We start from the raw sequence: 24838 nt of genomic DNA, 5'->3' as shown, positions 1-24838 counted from the left end.
TCAGTCAATCAAGCTTTGATATAAACACGCTTACTTAAATCGAGTTAATTAAATAATGGAGACCTTATGTTAGTATCTTTAATTTGTGTCAGCCTGTTGGCTTTTTTAGTGATGGGTCTTGCTTTTCAAGTCTCGATGGCGAGGCGTCAAACCAATACAGTAATTGGACATAATTCCGATCCTAAGGATCCGCTATATAAAGCAATACGAGCACATAGTAATGCGACGGAATATGTTCCAATTATTGCGTTACTGATATACATCTTAGGCACAATGCCGATTTCTAGCTGGGTGTTGTGGTGTATGGTGCTTATTACGGTATTTAGATATGTAGCAGCGGCGGGGCTATTGTTTCCACGCACGTTAGAAAAACCAAATGCGTTGCGGTTTGTGGGAGCGTTAGGGACGTATGTTGTGGGTTTTTTATTGTGTATCGCACTTTTATTAAAAGCATTAACGTTCTAGAAATATAGCCGGTAAGTCATGCTGAAAGTGGATTGTTGACCGTTATTGCGCAATGTACAATAACGGTCAAGTACTAATGAACGTTAACGTTAACGTTTAGGCAGATGCTAACATTCTTTTTTGATGCGAAAGATATTCATCATAAGTACCTTGGAACTGCACTAATTGTTTGTCTTTTACATCAATAAGCGATGTGGCAAGAGAAGACACAAACTTACGGTCATGGCTAACAAAAATTAACGTACCTTGATAACCTTTCAGTGCATTATTTAATGCTTCAATCGCTTCCATATCCATGTGGTTGGTTGGCTCATCCATCACCAAAACGTTAATGTCTTGCATCATTAATTTGCCAAATAATAGGCGGTTCTTCTCACCACCTGAACAGTTCTTGGCTTTTTTATTGGCATCGTCAGCGGTGAATAATAAACGGCCTAAAATACCTCGAACCATCAAGTCATCATGCTTCACGGTACGCCACTGTGAAATCCAATCAAAAATACTGAGATCATTGTCGAAATCTACCGTACTGTCTTGTGGGCAGTAACCAACAGAAGCATTTTCAGACCATTTTACAATGCCGTGGTTTTGCTCTAACTCTTTGACTAAACAACGTAGGAAAGTCGTTTTACCTACGCCGTTTTCGCCAATGATCGCTAAGCGAGTACCAGCTTCTAATAATAAATTACCTTTTTCGAATAAGGTCTCGCCATCAAATCCATGGCCTAAGTCTCGTAACTCAAGGGCTAGACGGTGCAGTTTTTTACCTTCACCGAAGTCAATTGATGGGCTAATACGGCTGGTGGATTTGACTTCATCCAGTTTAATTTTATCCATTTTTTTAGCGCGAGAACTGGCTTGTTTCGCTTTAGATGCATTGGCGCCAAAGCGATTCACGAAATCTTGCAGTTCACTGATCTCTGCCGCTTTTTTCGCATTATTAGATAATAATTGATCGCGAATTAGGCCAGATGCTTCAAGGAAATATTCGTAGTTACCCGGATAAATACGCAACTCACCATAATCGATATCCGCCATATGAGTACATACAGAGTTTAAAAAGTGGCGATCGTGCGAGATGATGATCATGGTGCACTTACGCTGGTTTAGCTCTTCTGCTAGCCAGTTGATGGTGTTGATGTCCAAGTTGTTGGTTGGTTCATCGAGCAATAAAATATCTGGGTTAGCAAATAAAGCTTGAGCGAGTAATACGCGCAATTTCCAACCGGGGGCGACTTGCTGCATTAGCCCAAAATGAAATTCTTCTTCAATACCCGCTTGGATCAAAATATCACCCGCACGGCTTTCGGCAGTGTAACCATCCATCTCGGCAAATTCGCTTTCAAGCTCGGCAACCTTCATGCCATCCGCTTCGCTCATTTCTGGCAGTGAATAGATACGATCACGTTCTTGCTTAACTTCCCATAACTTGCGGTCACCCATGATCACAACATCGATAACATTATGTTTTTCAAATGCAAATTGGTCTTGGCTTAGTACCCCAAGTTTTAATCCTGGCGTGATAGAAACGTTGCCAGAGCTCGGCGTAAGCGCACCACTTAGGATCTTCATGAAGGTTGATTTACCACATCCATTGGCGCCAATTAGGCCGTATTTGTTTCCGTTACCAAACTTAGCAGAAATGTTTTCAAATAACGGTTCAGCGCCGAATTGCATGGTGATGTTTGCAGTAGATATCAAAGATGTTCCCTAGAGCCTGGTAGGCCAGATCGGATGATATACCCGTTTTACTTGAAGCTTCAGCTTTGTTCTTTTAAACAGTCGTTAGCTACGTTCACTCACCCCATCACTTAGGCTAGCTAAGCTCATGGGGCTTTGTTTACTGGTCGCCTCACTGAAACTTCAATTATTTGGGCATAAATATATAAATTAATAGGCGGCGAATTATACAGATTTATTCACTAAATAATAGGTGTGAGATCTAAGTCACGGTAACTGTTCGTGTGGGATGAATTCACTTTATAAGCTTTAGCCGATAAATAGGAAATATAAGAGGGAGCAATAACCTTTTTTATTCCTAGAAAACGGAGTGTTGAAAGACAAAATAGGCGTAATTCGCTAAGATGGGTTAATCAAAATAATAGACAGGGAATGGATATGAAAATTGCTTTAATTGGCATTGGTGATATAGCGAAGAAAGCGTATTTACCGTTTATTACCACCACATTTTCTAACGTGAACTGGGTGCTATGTAGCCGTGACTCTACTGGATTGGCCCAAGTTGCTGCGCAATATCGAATTAAAGAAACGTATACGGATTATAAGCAATTGTTAACGGCAGGCGTAGATGCGGTGATGATCCACAGTGCCACGAGTAGCCACCCAAGTATTGCCGCTTTTTTCTTAAAAGCAAGAGTCCCAACTTATGTGGATAAACCATTGGCAGATAACGCTCATGATTGTGAGGCGCTTTATGAATTAGCGGAACAGCATCGACAGCCGTTATATCTTGGGTTTAATCGACGTCATATTCCTTTTTATAATCAACATTTAGTGGATGTACAAAAAGGCAAACCACAGCAATCTCTACGCTCATTATGCTGGGAAAAACACCGCTTTAATCAGGTTGGTGACGTTCGGACTTTTATTTTTGATGATTTTATTCACCCATTAGATAGCATCAATATCTTTGCTAAAACAGACGTGCAAGATTTGCATATTATCTCGCAATTCCAAGGCGATAAATTGGCAAGAGTCGATGTCGAATGGCAACAAAATGGCACATTGTTACAAGCTTCGATGAACCGAATGTTTGGTCGTACACAAGAAAGAGTCAGTGCTAATTTTGATAATCAATCCTATCAATTTGATAACTTTATTTCGGGTATCTTATGGCAAGAGGATAAAACCGAATTGTTGCAAGAAAAAGATTGGCAACCAATGCTGGCAACGAAAGGGTTTGAATCCATGATCCATGAGTGGATTAATGTCGTTAAAACTGGTGTATTACCCGACAATCAAATGGCGAGAAACTTAAGTTCGCACCAACTGGCGGAAGCGGTATGCCATAAAGTAGTCAGTGGCCTTAAATAGCTCAGTAGTCTTAAATAACAGTGTTTACTTTCCTTATCTCGCATTAAATTACACCGTTTAAAGCGAGATGAGGATTGGTATCAAAAAGTGATTGAGAGCAATGGGAAAAATTTATAACTAAATGGTTAGAGTCAATATCAGCAGCACTATTTTGTAGTGCTGCTTTTTTATTTTAGGCTACTTATTAGGGCATGTTGATCTTTCGTGAGTGTTTTTTGAATAGCATGGTAAAGAGTTATAATTTGCTTCGCCAAAAATAAAACCATAACCAATACCATGCCAAGAACAATGCTAACTGATATTCGCTGGGAACTGCTACTCCAAATTATGAAAAGTACAGGTCGTATTTACGATAAAACTGAACATCGAATGACATTTGAAGGAATACTTTATCGAATGAGAACAGGTATTCCTTGGCGAGATCTACCCTCTGAGTTCGGAGAGTGGAGTACCGTTTACAGACGATTTAATCTTTGGTCAAAGAAAGGGATTTTAGATAAGCTTTTCAAAAGCTTATCTAGCATGGCTGATTTTGAATGGGTCTTTCTTGATGGCTCTATAGTTCGAGCGCACCAGCATAGCACAGGTGCAGCTACTGAAAGCTCAGAGCAAATAGGAAAAAGTCGCGGGGGCAACTCAACCAAAATTCACTTAGCCGTGGATAGTGGTGGCCTGCCGATTTGCTTTGATTTATCAGAAGGACAACGCCACGATATAGTGCATGCCGAAAGCTTAGTTGAGCAACTCGATGAAGTTAATACCATCGTTTGTGATAAAGGATATGACAGCGAATCTTTCCGTACTTTTGTTAAGGAACGTGGCGGAGAAACGGTAATTGCGAAACGCAATTACGGACAAGATATAGACAAAGATAGTATGGATTGGTGTCTATATAAGTATCGGCACTTGGTCGAAAATGCCTTTGGGAGAATTAAGCATTATCGAGCTATTTCAAGTAGATATGACAAACTAGAAAGGAATTATGCCAGCATGTTATCGCTGGCATTCATGTTAATGTGGCTACCGATGTATTGTTGAACACGAAATGAACAGCAAAGATCAACACGCCCTAGAACACTACCGAAATAAGCTCTTTATTGCCTAGGCATTTACGACATAAACAATGTTTATATTGGCTATCAAGCTCCCTTTTTTCGACACTAAAACACCAGCAAGTTTCTTTTCCTGCCGCGATATCACAATGGGTTTGTGCATTACACTCTGGGCAATCATGAGTTGCCTTTTTACTGCTGAGTTTATCCATAATAGTGTCGCGTTCAGCATCGTTCATTTTGCTCCAATTTAGAATTTCGCTCATGGTTCTATGGCAACCAGAACAGATCCCATCGTTGTTTTTACAGGCGGCAATACAAGGTGATTTCATCGAAGGCTTTATCGGTTAACGAGAATAAGCGAACTCTATCATGGCAATAATAACGAGTATACTTATTCAAATCTTTCGAACAAAACCATCAACTTGCTCCGGTGTGATGAATGATTAGGGGGGCTATACTGAACTGAATCTATAAATGAATACGCTAACAAAAAGAAGGTGATGATATGGGTAAGTTAGTTGATGGTCTTTGGCATGATGTATGGTATGACACGAAATCTAATGGCGGTAAGTTTGTACGTGAAGATGCAGGATTTCGTCATTGGATTGAAACCAAACCAGATGCGCCATTTCAACCTGAATCCGGTCGCTATCATTTATATGTATCTCTTGCCTGTCCATGGGCGCACCGTACGTTAATCATGCGTGAGCTTAAAGGCTTAACAGAACATATCGACGTGACAGTAGTCAGTCCTGATATGCTCGAAAATGGCTGGGAGTTTAGTGAACCAGAACCGTTGTTTGGATTTACTAAAATGCATCAACTGTATACTAAAGCAAAATCGGGTTATTCAGGTAGAGTCACGATTCCAATGCTTTGGGATAAGAAAACCAACACCATTGTGAATAATGAATCGTCTGAAATCTTACGCATGTTTAATAGCGCGTTTAATGAATTAACAGGTAATTTTGACGATTATTATCCTGCAGAGTTACAGACAGAAATTGATGAGTGGAATGAGTTTGTTTATCCAAATATTAATAATGGTGTATATAAAACTGGTTTTGCTACTACGCAGTCAGCTTATGAGGAATCTTTTGATAGTTTGTTCGCTGCATTGGATAAAGTCGATCAACATTTAGGCACCAATCGTTACCTTGTGGGCGATAAAATAACAGAAGCAGATTGGCGTTTGTTTACTACCTTGATTCGTTTTGATGCGGTGTATGTGGGCCACTTTAAATGCAATCTAAAGCGCATTGCCGATTATCCTAACCTTCAAGGCTATATGAAGGAGCTGTATCAGATTGGTAATGTGGCAGACACCGTAAGTTTTGAACATATTAAACGCCATTACTATTTTAGCCATAAAGGGATTAACCCAACTCAAGTTGTGCCTAAAGGACCTGATTTGGATTTAACCACCCCACATGGGCGTGGTTAAGTTAAGGTAATAAAAGTGGCAGAGAATCAATGAGATAAGCTTTAATAATCAAATAACCCCCAATAGTTGAATAATCAATATTGGGGGTTATTGCAATTTCAGATGACTATTTAGCCTAATATGGTCGTTGAAATAAAATAACCAATACAAGTTGCCGTTGATACACCAATAATACCCGGAATGAAGAAGCTGTGATTTAGAACATACTTCCCAATTGAGGTTGTACCCGAACGGTCAAAGGTAATGGCTGCAAGATCTGATGGGTAAAATGGGAAAAAGAAATAAGCGTAACAAGCGGGGATAACACCCACTAATACTTCAGGTGGAATGCCTAAAGAAAAACCTAGCGGGAACATTATAGTCAGTACCGCTGCTTGGCTTTTAAGGAATACTGACGTTGCAAACATTGCCAGTGCAAATGTCCAAGGGTGAACGCTTACAATATCGCTGACCATTTCAATTAAATAGGGCTTGTGGTGTTCAATGATAGTGTCACTCATCCAAGCAATACCAAAGATAATGATGACCGCCGTCATACCTGCGGTAAATACATTACTTTTAACGATCTCTTTTGGATCAATTTTAGTAAATAGCAGAATGACTGCGCCAACAGCCAGCATTAAGAACTGGATTGCCACCGACATACCCACGCCTTTTGGTAGTAAGTTCAAATCTTTACCAAACATGGCAACGAATACGACAATTGCGATACCGCATAAAAAGACAGTCAGGCCTGTTTTCGCCTTTTTGCTGTTGGCAACACTGTTTGCGCCTTCCGCAGACTCATCGATTAATGCTTCTTTAAACGCTGGATTCTTGCAACGTTCAATGTAAGCTTCATCTTTATCCAGATCTTTACCGCGGAATAAACTCCAAGTACAACCCGCCATTAAGCCGAAAAATGTAGCCGGAATGGTCACGAGTAATACATGAATAAGTGAGATATCAAGGTCGTTTTTAGCCGCGGTTGCCATTACAACCGCGGCGGCAGCTGCAATAGGGCTAGCTGTGATCCCCATTTGAGATGCCACTGACGCCATTGCCATTGGACGCTCAGGACGAATACCTTTTTTAATCGAGACATCGTAGATAACAGGTAAAAGTGGGTAAACACTGTGGCCTGTACCAACAAGGATAGTTAAAAGATAAGTGCAAAAAGGGCCGAGAAATACGATTTGATTTGGATGTTTTCTTAATAATTTTTCCGCAAATTTAACTAAGAGCTTTAGACCGCCAGTGGCTTCCAAAGTCGCAGATGCAGCAACCACCGCCAGAATAATCAGCATAACGCTTATCGGTGGTGTTCCTGGTGCTATTCCAAATACGAAAGCTAGCACAGTAACGCCAAGGCCACCGAGCAAACCAAACGCGATGCCTCCGAAACGAATGCCGATAAATATGACGGCAAGTAATAAAAGCATATGTATGTAAAACATGTGTCACCACCTCTGGTGTACCCATTTATGGGTAGGGGATTATATTAATAGTGAAATTATCATTTTGAATGAGGTGGTTACTTGATCTAAGCCATAAAATAAGGCATTACCATTGGTCGTGGCTTAAAAGGTACGAACTATGGATCAAAAATAATGCTTAGATCTCATTGTTGCCATGTTGTTATAATTTTTTATATTGAATTTCACTGCAATTTCCAGTCAGCTAAACTATTCCAACATCACACCTAGACTTTATCGCTAATTATTAACCTAAATGAAGTTTAAAAAACTTATTGCGCTCTGCTGAGGCTTGTATCAATAGATAAAAGGCAGCAGAATAATCTATAGAAAGGAAGTGATAGGTTACCTTGCACTAGGTTTCACTCTATCTGTTTATACCCTTAAATTTGTTTGGGTATAAGTGGCAGGACGGCCACGTAATACATCGTTATCATTTTCTTCCTAATAACTTAAAGCAGAAAAATCTGCACAATAAAAATAATATTAGGAATGTATCTATGCAAAATACCAACACAATAATAGCTGATGATCAGCCTCGTAAAGCCATCTCCTTATTGAAAGCACTGGGCCCCGGCGTGATGATGGCATCGGCTGCGGTTGGTGGTTCGCACTTAGTGTCATCCACCCAAGCTGGTGCTATTTATGGTTGGCAACTGGCGGCATTAATTCTTTTAGTTAATCTTTTTAAATACCCATTTTTTAGAGCGGGTGTTCAATACACTATGGGAACAAATCAAAGCCTGGTGCAAGGTTATCACCAAATGGGCGTGGGTTATCTTTGGTTGTTTAACGTTCTAAACTTTATTTCAGCTTTTGTAAATGTGGCTGCGCTATTAATGTTTAGTGCTAGCCTATTAGGATATTTTTTACCATTCAGTTTGTCGATTCCAGTTCTTTCAGTCGCGATTCTAGCTGCTTGCTTAGCCATTCTTTTTGCAGGTCATTTTGCAGCGCTTAGTGGCCTATCTAAAGTGATTATGTTGATGTTAGTGGTGACAACGGTACTAGCTGTCGCGATTGCCGCAGGGAAAGGCGCTGTTGCACCGGCGGATTTCCAAAGTCCATCTCCTTGGACTCTTGCTTCATTTGGTTTCATCGTGATCATGATGGGGTGGATGCCAGCACCGATTGAAATATCTTGTTTTAATTCATTGTGGTTAAAAGCACAGGCGAAAGAGCAAGAAGTCACGGTGAAATCGGCTTTGTTGGATTTTAATGTTGGGTACATTGGAACGGCGGTTTTAGCTATCGTATTTTTATCTCTTGGCGCTTTAGTGCTAAATGGTAGCGGTGTTGAGCTGCAAAAATCAGGTATTGGTTTTGCTCATCAATTAGTGGGTATGTATACCGAATCAATTGGTGAATGGTCACGCTACTTGATTGCCATTATTGCGTTCTTTTGTATATTTGGCAGTACGATTACGTGTGTTGATGGCTACTCACGAGTACTAACCGAAAGTACGTTATTGCTAAAAGGTAAGTCTGAATTACAAATAGAAAAAGAAACGAAAAGCTACCTGAATGTTTGGATGGTGATAGTGAGCGTATTGGCATTGTCAGTGGTTTTATTCTTTACCTCTTCGTTAATGTCCATGATGCATTTTGCGATGATTCTAGCGTTCATGACGACACCTATTTTTGCAGTGTTGAACTACTTGCTGGTAACTCGTACTGACTTGCCGAAAGAGCTTAAACTGCATGGTAAAATGAAAGCGCTCGCTTGGGTTGGATTTGTTTACTTGTTTGGGTTCTTGGCAGTATTCATTTGGTGGCAGTGGATTATGTAGCAATTGGTCATGTAGTCACGGAGTTTATAAGAGCGCCTTTGGAGTTGAAGAGGCAGCTTTGTGGGTATTTGGAGCTACAATAATAAGCAAAGAAGGCCGATCATTTGATCGGCCTTTTTGTTTGGATGAATCTGAATTATAAGGCTTAACGTAACGCCAGTGCTTTTTCAGCCAAGCGTTTAGCCGCTGCTCGATGGCGGATTAATAAGTCTTCCAAGTCCAAACCAATAACATGACCATCATGCACACGCCAGTGCCCGTTAATCATTACTCTATCGGCTTGTTGCGCACCACACATGATGAGTGCGGCTAATGGATCGTGCGAGCCAGAAAAACGAATGTCGCTTAAAGTGAACATGGATAAATCAGCTTGCTTGCCAACCTCGAGTGTACCAATGTCTGAGCGGCCCATTGCAGCGGCAGAGCCTTTGGTTGCCCAGCGTAGAGCATCCGTATGGCTAACATTTGCGGATCCATAACGTAGGCGTTGCAGGTACATTGCCATACGGACTTCGCCAATCATATTGGAGCCATCGTTGGACGCTGAGCCATCAACGCCTAAACCCACTTTTACACCAGCAGCCTCTAGCTCATTATTACGACAAATACCGGAAGCCAACATCATATTCGAGGTTGGGCAATGGCTGATGCCAACACCCGCGTTACCTAAACGTTTTATTTCTTCATCGTTGAAATGGATACCGTGTGCTAGCCATGTTTTATCATTTAACCAACCGACACTTTCCAAGTAATCAACAGGACGATGACCAAAACGCTGTAGGCAAAAATCTTCTTCATCAATGGTTTCGCATAGATGGGTGTGCATCATGACATCTTCTTGATGTGCAATGCGGGACGTTTCTTTCATTAAATCGGTGGTCACGGAGAAAGGGGAACATGGCGCGAGTGCAATTTGGATCATCGCTCCTTCTTCACGTTGATGATAAGTGTTAATTAATCGCAGGCTATCATCAACAATGGTTTGCTCGCTTTGAATAGTATGGCGGGGTGGTAAGCCGCCGTCATCTTCCCCTAAGCTCATTGAGCCTCGAGTTAAAATAGCGCGAATGCCAAGCCTTTTAGCGGTTTCAACTTGAATATCAATCGCATTTTCTAAACCAACAGGAATAAGATAGTGATGATCGGAGGCCGTTGTGCAGCCCGACATCATCATTTCGACTAAAGCGACTTCGGTTGATAACGCGTGCATCTCTTCATCCAGTCCCGCCCAAACTGGATACAAGGTTTTGAGCCAGTTAAATAGCTCTTTATTTAAAGCATCTGGGTAAGCTCGAGTCAGGGTTTGGTAGAAGTGGTGGTGGGCATTTATCAGCCCTGGCGTGACAACGTGACTTTTTGCGTCAACAACATTATCAATCCGGTGGCGAGGCTTGCAATTAAGTGCAACTAATTCAAGAATCGTGTTGCCTTGAACGACAATACCGCCACGAGCATCAAGCTCCGTGCCGGTATAAATAGCGAGTGGGTTTTTTATCCAGGTAGTTTGATTATTTGCATTGAATGACATTCATATTAATCCTTAGCCTACGCATCCATTTCAGGGGAGTAGGTCTTTCTCTTTTTAACGTAAGTTTAAGCCTTCGATATCAAAGTAAAAGGCTCTTTGGTGAAAAAAGCCAAGAGGATTTATTGTTATCATTACAATAAAATCATCTTGGCTTCAGTTTTACTTCATGGCCGTATTTGGCATTAAATTAGATCGGCCGTGGTTTGTTTTTTTTTCAGATTGATCTTGGTCTGAATGTTTATCCACTTTAGTATCAGCTTCTTCTTGCTGCATCATCACTTCATGAGCTTCAATACGCATCATTTCTATAGTGGCAATCGCTTTTGAAATGGTTGCTTTAGAGTCCAAGATTTTCGTTGCAGCGGAATGAGTGTCTTCATCACGCGTCATTTCTGCTATTTCTTGTTTTTTGACTGCACGTTCTTCTTTGTGATCTTGAGGAAGAATCTGGTGAAGCAGAACAGCAATAATAGTTCCTGTTGTGATGCCTGAATGGAAAAACTCGCCAAGCAGATGAGGTAAATGCTGAATCAGGCGAGGCTCGATTGTTACTGCTAAGCCTGCTGCTAAACTCACACAAATAATTAATGCGTTACGGCGAGTATCTGCCGCTTTAATTAACATGCGAATACCAGCATAAGCAATCATGCCAAACATAATAAAGCCTACGCCGCCTAATACAGGTTTAGGAATGGTTACCGCAAGAGCAGCCAATTTTGGGAACATACCACCAATAATCAATAGTCCACCAGTGGCGGCAACGACATAACGGCTTGCAACACCAGTAATACCTACAATACCGACATTTTGGCTAAAAGAGGCGAGTGGCATTGCGGTTAATAGCGCTCCAATGGTACTGGTGATCCCATCACCTAATACACCACGTTTTAATTCTTTACCTGTTAAATCTTTTTGGCAGTTTCCCGCTAATGCCATGAAATCACCCGTGGCTTCAGCAACAACGATAATATAAACCAAACTAATACTTAAAATTGGTCCCCAAGAAAAAGTCATACCATATTTAAAAAGATCAGGGCCGGCCGTCCAAGTGGCATTGCTAATAAGATTTAAATCGACCATGCCCATACTTAATGCGACTAAATAGCCTCCGAGTAAGCCGATGACAATGGCAGAAGCGGCAATGACCCCTCTACAATAGACAGAAACTAAAATCACGATACCAAGTGAGATCATGGCAAGAAAAAGTTTTGGTAGAGTAGCAAAATCAGTACTGCCTGGAGGCGCATCACCAACCCAGTTCATTGCAACAGGAAGTATGGTTAATCCAATCAGGGTAATGACGACACCGCTCACGACATCCGGAAACAGTTTTTTATTTTTTCCATAAAAAAGCTGGCTATGATGACGAGGAAAGAACCCACAAATGCTGCTCCCATAATTCCGCTCATGCCGTCGGTTTTACCTATGGTGATTAATACACCAAGGAAGGCAAAGCTGGAACCCATGACGACGGGTAATCGAATACCAATAGCACCAAAACCAACACATTGAATGATGGTACCGATACCAGACGCGAGCAAAGCGGCATTGATCAGATCGGCAATTTCAACCGCTGGAAGGTTAATTTATGAGCCTACGATAAGGGGAACCGCGACGATTCCCCCAATCGAGGCGAGCATATGTTGTAGCGCCAGTAATAATGTAGTGGCCATTGGTGGCCTTTGGTTCAGTGTATATAAAAGCTTCATGACATATCCTTAATTGTCTATTCCACTGTCAGTGACGCTGTGCTTTTTTAAGAGCAATATTCTGCGTCATCTAGTTGTAATACTTATGGTCCATTTATGTATAGAAATTGTTTAACATTTTTACAGCAATATTGAATACAATTGATTTTGTAAATTGATGATGTTCATTTCTGCAAGCTAGGCCTACTTGGCAATATTTGTGCCAGGTTTCTTTTGAATTAAATGAACGAAATCTTAACGGATTTTTTATGTTAAGTTATTATATTTAAACTATAACTGATGGATGTAATGAGCGGAGTGGTGAGAGGTTGTAAAAAGGGTTTCCGTGCAAATAATGTATACAATCTTTGCTTGTATTGTGTTTTTGTTGTTATTTTTATGTTTAATAATGTGAACTGAAACAGATTTAAGACGAAAAAAAACCAGCTTAGATAAGCTGGTTTTTTTATGATTTTTAACAAGAAAGAATGGTGGAGGGGGACGGATTCGAACCATCGAAGGCGGAGCCGGCAGATTTACAGTCTGCTCCCTTTGGCCACTCGGGAACCCCTCCACAAATTGTGTTTGTTCATCTTCAATATAAATGGCTTTGCTTTATATCTAGAACGCTTATCCGTTATATTTTTAATATCGAGTATTAAAATAATGTAACCAATAAGTAAATAATGGTGGAGGGGGACGGATTCGAACCATCGAAGGCGGAGCCGGCAGATTTACAGTCTGCTCCCTTTGGCCACTCGGGAACCCCTCCACAAGTGCGGGGCAGATAATAGCAAACTCTTAAATACTGTAAAGGAATTTTTGTAAATAATTGATTGAATGCCGAGTTTTCGAACAACCCAAGCTGTGATTGGTATTTTATTAAACAAATTGGTTAAAAACTCGCGGTTTGATAGGAACTTGAGTGAGGAAATAATTCCATATTAAATGTGTATTCAAGCCAAGTAATTTACATTGATTGACGCTCAAAAGAAATTCTGCTGATAGAATAATGGATAAGCTATCAAATGGAATTTGGATATGAAATGCAGCATCACTCGTTCAGTTAATCTAATCGTTTTAATTTCTATACTATCGACTGGTGTTGTTTATGCATCGGAAGTCGCTAACAAACCGTCTATTCCTGTAATTGACGTTGGTGCTGAAGTTGTTCAGGCTCATGATGTGAATCAATCTCTTACTCTAGTGGCGAAGCTAGAAGCGCAACAATCCGTTAAGATTAAGCCAGAAGTTGCCGGAAAGGTGACTCGGATAAATGTCGGTTCGAATCAAGTTGTGAAATCTGGTCAGCGTTTAGTTGAAATAGATAAAACGAAAGCGCAAGCCGCGTTAAATGAAGCAAAAGCTTATTTAAATGATGAACGCCGTAAAGAGCGTGAATACGCCAAGCTAGTCAGCAAGAATGCGATTACGCGAACAGAGCTTGATGCCCAGCAAGCCAGTGTTGATATTGCCAAAGCCCGATTAGATGCAGCCACGGCTGAGCTTTCTTATATGCAGATTCAAGCACCCTTTGCCGGCACTATTGGTTTTATTGATTTTAGTAAAGGCAAAATGGTAACCGTAGGTGAAGAGCTGTTTACATTAGATAACTTATCTAACATGCGCTTAGATCTACAAGTACCAGAAAAATACTTATCTCAAATCGCATTAGGTATGGAAGTTAACACCACAAGCCGAGCGTGGGTGGGTAAATCCTTTCCCGGAAAGGTGACGCATATTAATACTCGGGTAAATAGCTCGACATTAAGTGTGCCTGTGCGTATCAATATTCCTAACATTGATAATCAGTTAAAACCCGGCATGTTGATGTCCGCTACCGTAAATTTCCCAACCATTCATAAACCAATTATTCCGGTTCAAGCGATGGAATACTCTGGTACAAAACGGTTTGTTTATATTATCAATACCGATACTAAGAGTGGTGCTGCACGAGTGACTCGTACTCAAATTACCCTAGGTGATCGAATTGAAGATAAAATTGTCGTAGATTCTGGCCTAAAAGTGGGGCAGACGGTGGTGACCAAAGGCGTTGTCAATATGCGTGATGGCCTTGCGGTAAAAGTGGTTGAGCAAACCGAAATGGTGAAACCAGATACGCTGCAAGGAGCGATATAATGTGGTTATCTGATATCTCGGTTAAGCGCCCAACGGTCGCCATCGTATTAAGCTTATTACTCTGCGTTTTTGGTTATGTGTCATTTACTAAACTCGCTGTGCGTGAAATGCCGGATATTTCCAATCCAGTGGTATCAATTTCAACCAGCTATAGTGGCGCGTCGGCAAGCATTATGGAAAGCCAAGTCACGACAGTCTTAGAAGACCAACTTTCTGGTATCAGCGGTATTGACGATATTACCTCTGTTTCTCGCAATGGTAGCTCACGCATTAAAATCACTTTTGATCTGGGTTACGACTTAACATCAGGGATCAGTGATGTCCGAGATGCGATTGCTCGTGCTCAACGAGGATTACCTGATGACGCTGACGATCCTATTGTTTCTAAAGATAACGGTTCGGGTGACGCGGCAATTAATATCAATTTAACATCCACTAAGATGGATCGAATCCAATTAACCGATTATATCAACCGAGTCCTAATCGATCGCTTTAGCCTTATTTCTGGTGTGAGTTCGATTGATATTACGGGGGGACTGGATAAAGTCATGTATGTAAAGCTGGATCCAACTGCTATGGCTGGATTGGGTATTACAACGTCTGATATTTCTGATGCACTTAACCGCGAAAACGTTGAGAACCCAAGTGGTGAAGTGCGTAATGATACGACGTCGATGACAGTTCGTACGACACGAAATTATTTGACGACGGAAGATTTCAATTATTTAACGATTCGAAAAAGTATAGATGGCTATCCCATTTATCTTAAAGATGTCGCGCATGTGTACTTGGGTGCAAAGAATGAAAGTTCAATGTACAAAAGTAACGGAGAAGTTGGCGTGAGCATGGGGATCATTACTCAAACTGATGCTAACCCACTAGATGTAGCCAAAGCGGTTCGAATTGAAGTGGGAAACATTCAAAAATTCTTACCTAAAGGCACTCATCTCACAATCGATTATGATGCGACTATCTTTATCGAACGTTCAATAGGCGAAGTGTACAGCACCATATTTGTTACCGCAGGTTTGGTTATTTTGGTGTTATACATTTTCCTCGGTCAATTACGTGCAACATTGATCCCTGCCGTGACGGTTCCTGTGTCCCTTATCTCAGCGTTTATGGCTGCTTATTATTTTGGCTTTTCAATCAATTTAATCACGTTATTGGCGTTGATATTAGCGATTGGCTTAGTGGTCGATGATGCCATCGTAGTGGTGGAAAATATATTCCATCATCTTGAAAAAGGCGAACCGCCATTATTAGCCGCATACAAAGGCGCACGTGAAGTGGGATTTGCGGTCATGGCGACCACATTGGTGTTGGTCATGGTTTTTCTGCCTATCTCTTTTATGGATGGAATGGTTGGGTTGTTGTTTACCGAGTTTTCAGTGCTGCTTTCGATGGCTGTGCTGTTTTCATCACTCATTGCATTAACGCTAACCCCAGTATTAGGCAGTAAACTATTGCGTGCGAATGTGAAGCAAAATCGTTTTAATCTTTGTATTGAAAGAGGTTTTCAAAGAGTTGAAGTGACTTATCGACAAGCATTAAGTAAAGCCATACGTTGTCGTTGGGTTGCGCCTCTAGCGATTATTCTTTGCATCGCAGGCAGTGCATTTTTAATGACGTTAGTACCATCTCAGCTTGCACCGCAAGAAGATAAAGGCGTGATTTTTGCTTTTGTCAAAGGAGCAGATGCCACTAGCTTTAATCGCATGAGCTTGAATATGAATGAAGTGGAAAAGCGTTTACAGCCGATGGTTGGGAAAGGTGTGGTTAAATCATTTAGTGTTGCTGCGCCTGCATTTGGTGGCCGCGCTGGGGATGAAACGGGGTTTGTTACGATCGTCTTGGAAGATTGGAGCAAGCGAGATGTCACCGCACAGCAAGCATTAGGCATGGTGCGAAAAGCATTGTCAGGGATCACCGATGTACGAGTGTGGCCAATGATGCCCGGTTTTCGCGGCGGTTCGGATAATCCGGTTCAGTTCGTGTTAAGTGGCTCTGATTATTCCGAACTCTTTAAGTGGGCAGAAACGTTGCAACATCAAGGTGAGAATGATGGGGTGATCACGGGCGGTGATCTTGATTATTCGGAAAAAATACCAGAGTTAGTGGTCAGTGTGGATAAACAGCGCGCTGCCGATTTAGGCGTTAGTGTCAGTGAGATTGCCGATACATTAGAAGTCATGCTCGGTGGTAGTACGGAAACGACCTACCTTGAGCGCGGTGAAGAATATGATGTGTATTTGAGAGGCGATGAAAATAGCTTTAACAATGCCAATGACTTGAGCAAAATTTATTTGCGTACCGACAGTGGCGCATTAGTCACATTAGATACGGTGACTAAGATTGAGGAAATTGCGTCGGCGAATCGTTTGTCTCATAGCAATAAGCAAAAATCGGTTACCTTAAGTGCAAACTTAGGATCAGGGCATACCTTAGGGCAAGCGTTAGATTACCTTGATCAACAAGCCATTGATAAACTTCCTGCCGATATTTCGGTTTCTTATTCTGGTGAGTCAAAAGATTTTAAAGAAAACCAATCCAGTATTTTTATTATTTTTGCTTTAGCCATGCTCGTTGCTTATTTAGTCTTAGCCGCTCAGTTTGAGAGTTTCATTAATCCTTTAGTGGTAATGTTTACCGTTCCAATGGGTGTTTTTGGTGGATTCTTAGGTTTGTATTTTATGCATCAAGGGCTGAACATTTACAGTCAAATCGGCATGATTATGTTGATTGGGATGGTAACTAAAAACGGTATTTTGATCGTGGAATTTGCCAACCAATTACGCGATCGGGGGATTGAGTTTGAGAAAGCGATCATTGATGCTTCGGCCCGACGCTTGCGTCCAATCCTTATGACGGCCTTTACCACCATTGCAGGTTCGCTCCCATTGGTTTTTTCAACTGGTGCCGGCTATGAAAGCCGAATTGCAGTAGGGACAGTTGTGTTATTTGGAATGAGCTTTGCGACGATTGTGACTCTCTTTGTGATCCCTCAGATGTATCGCATTATTTCGGTCAAAACTCATTCTCCGGGTCATATTGAAGCGTTACTTGAGCAAGAAATGGAGAAAGATATTAAAACGCGACCGGGGCATGGTTGATTTGTAATATAAGCTAACAAAAGCTGATAAGAAAAAACCTGACGTAAACTCAACGTCAGGTTTTTTGTATACATTACTAGCTTGCCTATAATTGAGTGATATTTTTAAGCTCACTCAAATAAGGTTCAATGCTTTCTTTTATGTTGTTTTGAATCCAATCAGGATTGTAATGGCATTCTAAATAGCGATCACCACTGTCACAAATTAACGTCACAAGAGATCCTGTTTCGCCTCTGTTTTTCATTTCATTCGCGATATTCAGTACGCCATATAGATTCGTTCCAGTCGATGGACCAACTTTACGGCCTAAAATAGCTTCGAGCCAATGAATGGTGGCAATGCTCGCGGCATCTGGAATGGTGCGCATCTCATCGATTACACCTGGAATAAAACTAGGTTCAACGCGAGGGCGACCAATACCTTCTATTTTACTCCCGCAATCTAGTGTCAGGGTCATATCACCGGTTTTGAAATAATCGTGGAACACTGAGTTCTCAGGATCAACCACACAAAGCTTAGTCGCGTGTTTTTTATATCGAATGAAGCGGCCAATAGTGGCAGACGTGCCGCCTGTTCCTGCGCTCATCACTATCCACGTTGGGACTGGATGAGGTTCTAATTGCATCTGCTCAAAAATGCTATCGGCAATATTGTTGTTACCTCGCCAATCCGTTGCTCGTTCAGCGTAGGTAAATTGATCCATATAATGCCCATTCAGCTCTTTGGCTAAACGGTGTGATTCGGCATATATTTGATCAGAACGCTCTACCAAATGTGCACGGCCACCATAAAATTCAATTTGCTCGATTTTTTTCTTGGCGGTCGTTTTTGGCATAACCGCTACAAAAGACAACCCTAATAATCGAGAAAAATAGGCTTCTGAAACGGCAGTGCTACCTGATGAGGATTCAATAATCGTTGTTTTAGGGCCAATCCATCCGTTTGATAACGCAAATAAAAATAGAGATCGTGCCAACCTGTGCTTTAAAGATCCGGTTGGATGTGTACTTTCATCTTTTAAATATATATCAATTCCAGAAAGGTGAGGAATATCAAGCTTGATAAGATGAGTATCCGCAGAACGTTGGATGTCTGCTTCAATTTTAGTGATGGCTTGATTTATCCATTCTCTGTCTATGCACATAATTGGCTCCATGATAGGCGGTGTATTGATTATTATTGCTTCAATTCATTTTATGTAGATAATTTACCCTGTCGTTAGGAGAAATGGTTTGCATTATTTAAGATAATTTTGCATAAATAGAGAAAATAATTCTACATATTGGGTTAAGTGTGAAAAATATCGTTTTGGATAAGGTGGATAAAGCATTATTAGCCTTATTACAGCAAGATTCTGAGCAGTCGTTACAATCATTAGCCGAGGCCGTGAATTTAACTACGACACCTTGTTGGAAGCGGATCAAACGCTTGGAAGAGCAAGGTATTATTGTCAAAAAGGTTGCATTATTAGATCCAGAATTATTAGGGTTGTCCTTTATCGCCTTTGTGATGGTGAAAACCAACGATCATTCTAATGAGTGGTATCAGAAGTTTGTTGAGACGACTTGTGAGTTTCCGGAGGTGATGGAGTTTTATCGCATGGCGGGGGAGTATGACTATATGATGAAAGTATTGGTATCCGATATGAAGCAATTTGATGGTTTTTATAAAAAATTGGTGAACAGCATGGAAGGTATCTCTAATGTTACCTCGACTTTTGCTATGGAGCCATTGAAGTATACGACAGCTCTAGCGCTTGGCTAAAAATAGCTATTGACCAAGCCAGAAGTAAGTTGAAGGCTTGATCAATAACCGGATTCAATAATGAGATACAGCCAATATATTGGTGACTAACTGGTAAAGCGCATCACACCTTCTTGTACCGCGGTTGCGATTAGATGGCCTTGTTGATTGTATATTTCACCTTTTACCAGTCCACGCGTATTGCTGCTAGTTGGACTTTCGATTACATATAGTAGCCACTCATCCATTTTAAAGGGGCGATGAAACCACATTGAATGGTCAATCGTGGCAACTTGAAATTTCGGGGTTAGTAGCGATACAGAATGAGGAAATAGAGCGGTCACTAAGAAACCCCAATCAGATGCATAACTGAGTAAATATTGGTGAATCATCGGATCGTCTGGTAACTCGCCGTTAGCCTTGATCCATAAATATTGTTTCGCTGGTAATTCACTTGGTTGCAGGGGGTTATTTAAAATGACAGGACGAACTTCGATCGGTTTTTCTGAGCCAAAAGTACGTTGAATATGCTCAGGCATGCCTTTTAAAAGCTCTTTTGCTAGCTCTGCTTCGCTTAATAAACCTTCTGGGCCTTTCACTTTTGGCATGGTGACTTGTTGATGCTCAAGCCCATCGGTAATCGCTTGATAAGATGCCGTGAGATAGAAAATAGGCCTTCCATGCTGAATTGCTTTAACGCGACGAGTTGAAAAACTACGCCCATCACGTAGTGTTTCAACATCATAAATAATAGGTTGCTTGATATCCCCAGGGTGCAAAAAATAACTATGGAAAGAATGAACGCCTCTATCGCTATCAACGGTATTTGCCGCTGCTGATAAAGCTTGCCCAATCACTTGACCACCATACACTTGAGGCAAGCCTAAATTTTCACATTCGCCACGAAATAATCCGACTTCTAATCGTTCTAGTTGGTGAAGGTTCAATAATTCTTGTAATTGTTTGCTCATCCGTCCTCCGTATTGTATTGTCAAATTATTAGCTTGAGTCGCTTTTAATTACAAGCGTAACTCGCATTTAGTCACTAAAAAGAGATAAGCATCAATATGAAAAAGCCATTATTATTAATTTCATCAATAATATTTGTATCATGGTTGTCTGGTTGCAGCACGACTGTGGATACGAATAAAACGGATACGACTATGTCAGCTCAGCAAGTTGAAAAGCCAGTGATGTTGGATACCGTAGTCGGGACAGTTGCCTATCGGGAGCGTATTGCATTACCGAGTACTGCTGTAATAACGGTTACGTTAGAGGATGTTTCTCGTGCTGACGCAAAATCAGAAATTATCGCGACAGAGTCGACAGTAACGGGTGGGAAACAAGTACCGTTCAATTTTAAATTAGATTTTAATAAAGATAAGATTAAGGCTAATCATACCTATGTAGTTCGCGCTAAAATCGCATTGGATGGTAAATTACGTTTTACCACAGATACGGCTTACCGTGTGATTACCGACCCTAATCAAACTAAAACGGTTCAATTAATATTAGTTGGTGTTAAGTAATTTATTTTTTGGCAGTTGGTTAGTCTGGCTGCCATAAATATTGCTTTAATTTAACTTTCCCTTCTAAACTTACCTCAATACCATCATTGATTAACTTTGTTCTTTGTCTTTCTAGATCGCTTTCTTTGAGAGATATTTTTCCTTGGCTATTGAGTACTCGGTGCCAAGGCAGCGTACTTCCATCGGGAAGGTTTGAGAGTAACTTACCAACATGGCGAGCGTAACCAGGAAAACCTGCCATCTTAGCGACCTGACCATAACTGGTGACAGAGCCTTGAGGTATTTGATGTAGAACAAAAAATACTTGCTGTTCAAAAGACATTATTTAACCTTTATTTAGTTAAGGGAAAGATTCGTTGGTTTATCTGGTTATACCAGATATTATAAGGACGATTTTTATAGCCAATTCTTGAGGTTCACTGTGTTTAGATACGTCTATCTGTGTTGTTTCTTTTTTAGTTTACACAGCCTCAGTGTTTCAGCGAACTCCTACTCACCTCATTTTCACTCTTCATTTAAAACGCAAGCCATTACTTATAAAGTGGCAACTAGACCAAATGACATTATGGCTCAAGTTCTATTTGATGAACTGTCTAAGAAATTCGATTTCAAAGTTAACTATATAAAATATGACACCTTCTCCGACGCTATTGCGTAATACCATGATGCCGATCGCTCAATACCATTCAAGCCGATCACTTTTTTGTCTGTCAGTAGACCTCAGTAAAATCTAACTTGAGTGATCGGCATCAGTCAAGAAATTTAGTTTTTTTCGCATCGACTCGCCTTTTAATTCCAACTTTATCGCCCCGTGCACAAGCCTATCTAGAATCGCATCCGCGTGGGTCGACTCTCCGATCATTTCATACCAATTTTCTATCGGTAATTGACTCGCAATTAAGGTCGATTTTGTATCATATCTTGCATCAATTAATTCCAGTAAATCACTCCGTTGTTGAGCCGTTAATGGCTCTAATCCCCAATCATCTAAGATCAGTAAATTGGCAGAGCTAAGCTTGTTGATCAGTTTTCGATAACTACCATCGGCTTGCGCTAGAAACATCTTTTCTAATAGCTCTTTGAGCCTAAAATAATAAACGCTATTCCCTTGTTGGCAGTGGTTTTGACCAAGCGCGCAAGCGAGGTAAGTTTTGCCACAACCTGTTGCGCCTGTGATCAAGATGTTTTGGTGAAGACGAAGCCATTCACCTTGTGCTAATGAACGGATCTGAGCTTTATCGAGTTGTCGTGCTGCGCCATAGTTGAGTTGGGCAAGTGTGCCGCCAACTCTGAACTTTGCTTGTCGCGTTAGGCGATCTATTTTACGCTGATCACGCTGCGTTATTTCATGTTCAAGCAATAAACTTAGCCGCTCTTCGAAGCTTTGTTCAACGTATAAATTGGGTTGCTCGTATTGCTGCAATAGCGCATCACGTATGCCGCTTAGCTTTAAATTACTTAACTGATTATTAACTTATTGATTGATATTTTGCATAAGTTTTCCTATGGTTTGTTAATTTTTATTAATGGTAATAGTGGTTGCCACGGATATTTTTATGATCAATATCTTGTAGTAAATCACCTTGAGCTTGTGGCAAGGGTTGTTTATCCAAGCCTTTTTCTAAGATAGTCTTTACTTGTTTAACGCGAGTAACACCTGTGGTTAATGCGCGATGACAGGTGGCTTCAAGACGTTGATCACTAAACTTTTTACCTAGGCTTAATAACCCCATACAAGCACGGTAGCTTTGCTCTGGATGTTTTTTAGCTTGCATCAATTGCATAACAAACTGCTCAGTTGATGTGCCAAATTTACTCGCCCAGCGTTCGAACCGCTGTGGTGTCCATTGTTGCTGCTTTTGATGAGCGATAGGCATATGCAGATCAAGCGTGGTGTGCGCACCTTCTCGGTATGATCTGGGGTGAACAGCGACTCGTATGCCTTGATGGTAGAGTGTCACCAACTTCCCGGAGGCATGGGCTTCAAGCTTTTGTTTAATTAAGGTATGTGGCACTGAGTAGTAGTGCTTTTCAATTTCCACATGATAATCAATATGCACGCTCACCTGTTTTACTAAGGTATAGCTGTAAGGCTGTGTGGGCAGTGGTTTGAGTGCAGGTCTGTCGATAGCATCAAACTGACTGAGCCGTGAGCCAGGATGCTTTTTCATTTTCCGTTGATTTAAATCGACCAGTAATGCTTGTATTTTCAGGTTCAATTGACGCAAGCTAAAGAAGGTTTCATTACGAAGGCGCGCCATTATCCAACGTTCAACAATTTGCACACCCACTTCAGCCTTAGCCTTATCCTTTGGTTTATAGGGTCTAGCGGGCACAATGACCGTATCGTAATGTGTCGCTAGTTGTTGGTAGGTTGGATTTAAGTCAGGCTCATATCGACACGGTTTGGTGACGGCACTTTTAAGGTTGTCAGGAATTATTAGCTCTGGAACACCGCCAAGAAACTCAAAACAACGGGCGTGACTCATCACACAATCTTCGAGTTTCTGGCTGTAAGTCGCTTCGGCATAGGTATAATTTGATGCACCCATGACCGCAACGAACACTTGTGCAGTACGACACTCGCCTGTACTTGTATCAACAATACTCATGGTTGGGCCACAGTAATCCACAAACAGTTTTTCACCTGCTTTATGATTTTGTCGCATGGAGGGTTTTTGGCATTTAAGCCATGCCTTGTACTGACGGCAGAAGTGAGTGTAACTGTAAAAACCTTCCGCGTGCCGCTCTTTGTATTCTTCCCAAAGCAGCAACAACGTCATGGTTTTAGGCCGAAGCTCTTGCTGAACTAACGACCAGTCAGGAATGGTAAAGCCTTTTAATCGAGGCTTTGTTTTGAAGAACGCTCGTTGCAGAGCGTGATCATCCCACTTCTCATCAAGCGGCCAGTAAGTAATATCTAACTCTGCTGATTTACAGGCATATTTAGACACGATTGAGGGTGAAACAGATAAGCTTGTTGCTATCTGACGATGACTGAGTTTACAGCTGTATTTTAGTCTTAAAATCTCTTTAAGTTTACGCATTGAAATAGGTGCCGTTGGCATGGTCATTCTCATCATCAAAAATGAAAAGAATAACGGTTAAAAACACCTACTGGCTAGACAAAAACGTGTACCAATTGAACGATACCATTCAAGCCGATCACTCAATACCATTTTGACCGAAAAGTGATCGGCATCGATGGTATTGAGTGATCTCGATGGATGGTATTAGGTGATCGGCTTAGATAGTATTAGGTGATCGCGATGCATGAGAATATGCAGCTATCCATGATCTGGAAACAAACAAGATAGATTTTTTAACCAATATTACCTATTCCCCTGAGCGGGCTGAAACGTTAGATGTCTCTAGCCCAACGAATATTGAATATACTTATTTTTATAGTGTTAATCGACCGAGTAAATATATTGGTATTACAGAGATTAAACGCATTGCAGTGGCAAAAGACATGATATTCAAATCAACCATAAAAGAATTATATCCTAATATTGAAACGATAGAGTTTGAGACCACTGACCAGGCTAAAAAAATGATCTCAAGCGGAGATGTTGATGGTGTCATTGATACAATTACGAGTTTGAAAACATTTATCGATGCTGGATTTAGTGCCACGATTTTGAACGATCAATTTCCTATACAGCCTGTCGGTCTAGCAACTCAAAAGGGGCGTAATACCGAACTTATGAAAAAAATGGTCGACTATATTCATTCTGCAAAAATGCAAAGAATCTTACGCACAGCAATAGAAAACTATCAATTTCAAATACGTCAACAAGCCCTTCGGTTAAATGTACTGGCTTCGGGGATAGATC

At 41.0% G+C, this 24838-nt stretch carries 17 protein-coding genes, 2 tRNA genes and 3 pseudogenes; 10 read left to right on the top strand and 12 right to left on the bottom strand.

From position 1 onward, the window contains the following. Positions 1-66: 66 nt before the first annotated feature. The gene (locus FH976_RS10835; RefSeq protein ID WP_194090872.1) at positions 67-465 is read left to right on the top strand and encodes an MAPEG family protein; all 399 of its coding nucleotides are present in this window, start codon (positions 67-69) and stop codon (positions 463-465) included. A gap of 96 nt (positions 466-561) precedes the next feature. Here FH976_RS10835 and FH976_RS10830 read toward each other — a convergent pair whose 3' ends face one another. Continuing rightward, complete coding sequence (locus FH976_RS10830; RefSeq protein WP_194090871.1) at positions 562-2166, bottom strand: ABC-F family ATPase; 1605 nt, start codon at positions 2164-2166, stop codon at positions 562-564. Between the two features lie 417 nt (positions 2167-2583). Here FH976_RS10830 and FH976_RS10825 point away from each other — a divergent pair, with 417 nt between their 5' ends. Then, complete coding sequence (locus FH976_RS10825; protein WP_194090870.1) at positions 2584-3519, top strand: Gfo/Idh/MocA family protein; 936 nt, start codon at positions 2584-2586, stop codon at positions 3517-3519. Positions 3520-3795: 276 nt separating this feature from the next. Then, positions 3796-4557: an IS5 family transposase gene (locus tag FH976_RS10820; protein ID WP_194090868.1), complete on the top strand. Its 762-nt coding sequence runs from the start codon at positions 3796-3798 to the stop codon at positions 4555-4557. 31 nt (positions 4558-4588) lie between these two features. Here the strand turns inward: FH976_RS10820 and FH976_RS10815 are convergent, their stop codons facing one another. Then, a complete protein-coding gene (locus tag FH976_RS10815; RefSeq protein ID WP_194090866.1) occupies positions 4589-4903 on the bottom strand; it encodes a cysteine-rich CWC family protein in 315 nt (104 codons plus the stop codon). A gap of 176 nt (positions 4904-5079) precedes the next feature. Here FH976_RS10815 and FH976_RS10810 point away from each other — a divergent pair, with 176 nt between their 5' ends. Beyond that, positions 5080-6018, top strand: a complete 939-nt coding sequence (locus FH976_RS10810) for a glutathione S-transferase family protein (protein WP_194090864.1) — start codon at positions 5080-5082, stop codon at positions 6016-6018. Positions 6019-6128: 110 nt separating this feature from the next. Here the strand turns inward: FH976_RS10810 and FH976_RS10805 are convergent, their stop codons facing one another. Then, complete coding sequence (locus FH976_RS10805; protein ID WP_194090862.1) at positions 6129-7454, bottom strand: anaerobic C4-dicarboxylate transporter; 1326 nt, start codon at positions 7452-7454, stop codon at positions 6129-6131. Between the two features lie 518 nt (positions 7455-7972). Between FH976_RS10805 and FH976_RS10800 the strand changes: the two genes are divergently transcribed. After that, positions 7973-9262, top strand: coding sequence for an NRAMP family divalent metal transporter (locus FH976_RS10800; protein WP_194090860.1), 1290 nt, complete (start codon positions 7973-7975; stop codon positions 9260-9262). Positions 9263-9407: 145 nt separating this feature from the next. On the opposite strand, the gene FH976_RS10795 is transcribed toward FH976_RS10800, so the two are convergent. The 4 genes and pseudogenes from FH976_RS10795 to FH976_RS10780 all read right to left on the bottom strand — a co-directional run bounded on the left by FH976_RS10795 (position 9408) and on the right by FH976_RS10780 (position 13250). After that, a complete protein-coding gene (locus FH976_RS10795; RefSeq protein ID WP_194090858.1) occupies positions 9408-10790 on the bottom strand; it encodes an 8-oxoguanine deaminase in 1383 nt (460 codons plus the stop codon). 159 nt (positions 10791-10949) lie between these two features. Further along, positions 10950-12499: pseudogene (locus FH976_RS10790) on the bottom strand (nucleobase:cation symporter-2 family protein). A gap of 468 nt (positions 12500-12967) precedes the next feature. After that, positions 12968-13052 (bottom strand) — tRNA-Tyr (locus FH976_RS10785). 113 nt (positions 13053-13165) lie between these two features. Further along, positions 13166-13250, bottom strand: a tRNA-Tyr gene (locus FH976_RS10780). Between the two features lie 269 nt (positions 13251-13519). Between FH976_RS10780 and FH976_RS10775 the strand changes: the two genes are divergently transcribed. Together FH976_RS10775 and FH976_RS10770 are read left to right on the top strand one after the other, a co-directional pair. Then, a complete protein-coding gene (locus tag FH976_RS10775) occupies positions 13520-14617 on the top strand; it encodes an efflux RND transporter periplasmic adaptor subunit (RefSeq protein WP_194090857.1) in 1098 nt (365 codons plus the stop codon). Beyond that, positions 14617-17730: a multidrug efflux RND transporter permease subunit gene (locus tag FH976_RS10770; protein WP_194090855.1), complete on the top strand. Its 3114-nt coding sequence runs from the start codon at positions 14617-14619 to the stop codon at positions 17728-17730. Before FH976_RS10775 ends, FH976_RS10770 begins: the two co-directional genes overlap by 1 nt. 85 nt (positions 17731-17815) lie before the next feature. On the opposite strand, the gene FH976_RS10765 is transcribed toward FH976_RS10770, so the two are convergent. Beyond that, positions 17816-18874, bottom strand: coding sequence for a PLP-dependent cysteine synthase family protein (locus tag FH976_RS10765; protein ID WP_194090854.1), 1059 nt, complete (start codon positions 18872-18874; stop codon positions 17816-17818). Between the two features lie 158 nt (positions 18875-19032). On the opposite strand from FH976_RS10765, the gene FH976_RS10760 reads away from it, so the two are divergent. Beyond that, positions 19033-19494, top strand: a complete 462-nt coding sequence (locus FH976_RS10760; RefSeq protein ID WP_194090882.1) for an Lrp/AsnC family transcriptional regulator — start codon at positions 19033-19035, stop codon at positions 19492-19494. Positions 19495-19580: 86 nt separating this feature from the next. Here the strand turns inward: FH976_RS10760 and tesB are convergent, their stop codons facing one another. Beyond that, complete coding sequence (gene tesB / locus FH976_RS10755) at positions 19581-20444, bottom strand: acyl-CoA thioesterase II (protein ID WP_194090852.1); 864 nt, start codon at positions 20442-20444, stop codon at positions 19581-19583. Positions 20445-20540: 96 nt separating this feature from the next. Here tesB and FH976_RS10750 point away from each other — a divergent pair, with 96 nt between their 5' ends. Beyond that, positions 20541-21002: a YbaY family lipoprotein gene (locus FH976_RS10750; protein ID WP_194090850.1), complete on the top strand. Its 462-nt coding sequence runs from the start codon at positions 20541-20543 to the stop codon at positions 21000-21002. Between the two features lie 19 nt (positions 21003-21021). On the opposite strand, the gene FH976_RS10745 is transcribed toward FH976_RS10750, so the two are convergent. The 3 genes and pseudogenes from FH976_RS10745 to istA form a co-directional block, all read right to left on the bottom strand. Beyond that, positions 21022-21324, bottom strand: coding sequence for an MGMT family protein (locus FH976_RS10745; RefSeq protein WP_194090849.1), 303 nt, complete (start codon positions 21322-21324; stop codon positions 21022-21024). 408 nt (positions 21325-21732) lie between these two features. Next, positions 21733-22476 (bottom strand): annotated as a pseudogene (gene istB, locus FH976_RS10740) (IS21-like element ISShfr5 family helper ATPase IstB); the annotation flags it as partial. A gap of 49 nt (positions 22477-22525) precedes the next feature. Next, on the bottom strand, positions 22526-24070 hold the full coding sequence (gene istA, locus FH976_RS10735) for an IS21 family transposase (RefSeq protein ID WP_194090848.1): 1545 nt from the start codon (positions 24068-24070) through the stop codon (positions 22526-22528). Between the two features lie 392 nt (positions 24071-24462). Here istA and FH976_RS10730 point away from each other — a divergent pair. Next, positions 24463-24838 (top strand): annotated as a pseudogene (locus tag FH976_RS10730) (GGDEF domain-containing protein); the annotation flags it as partial.

It is taken from the genome of Vibrio hibernica (assembly GCF_015223435.1).
GTDB classification, from domain to species: Bacteria; Pseudomonadota; Gammaproteobacteria; order Enterobacterales; family Vibrionaceae; genus Vibrio; species Vibrio hibernica.
Note: the sequence above shows the minus strand (reverse complement) of the source record. Positions and strands in the feature narration are given on the sequence as shown.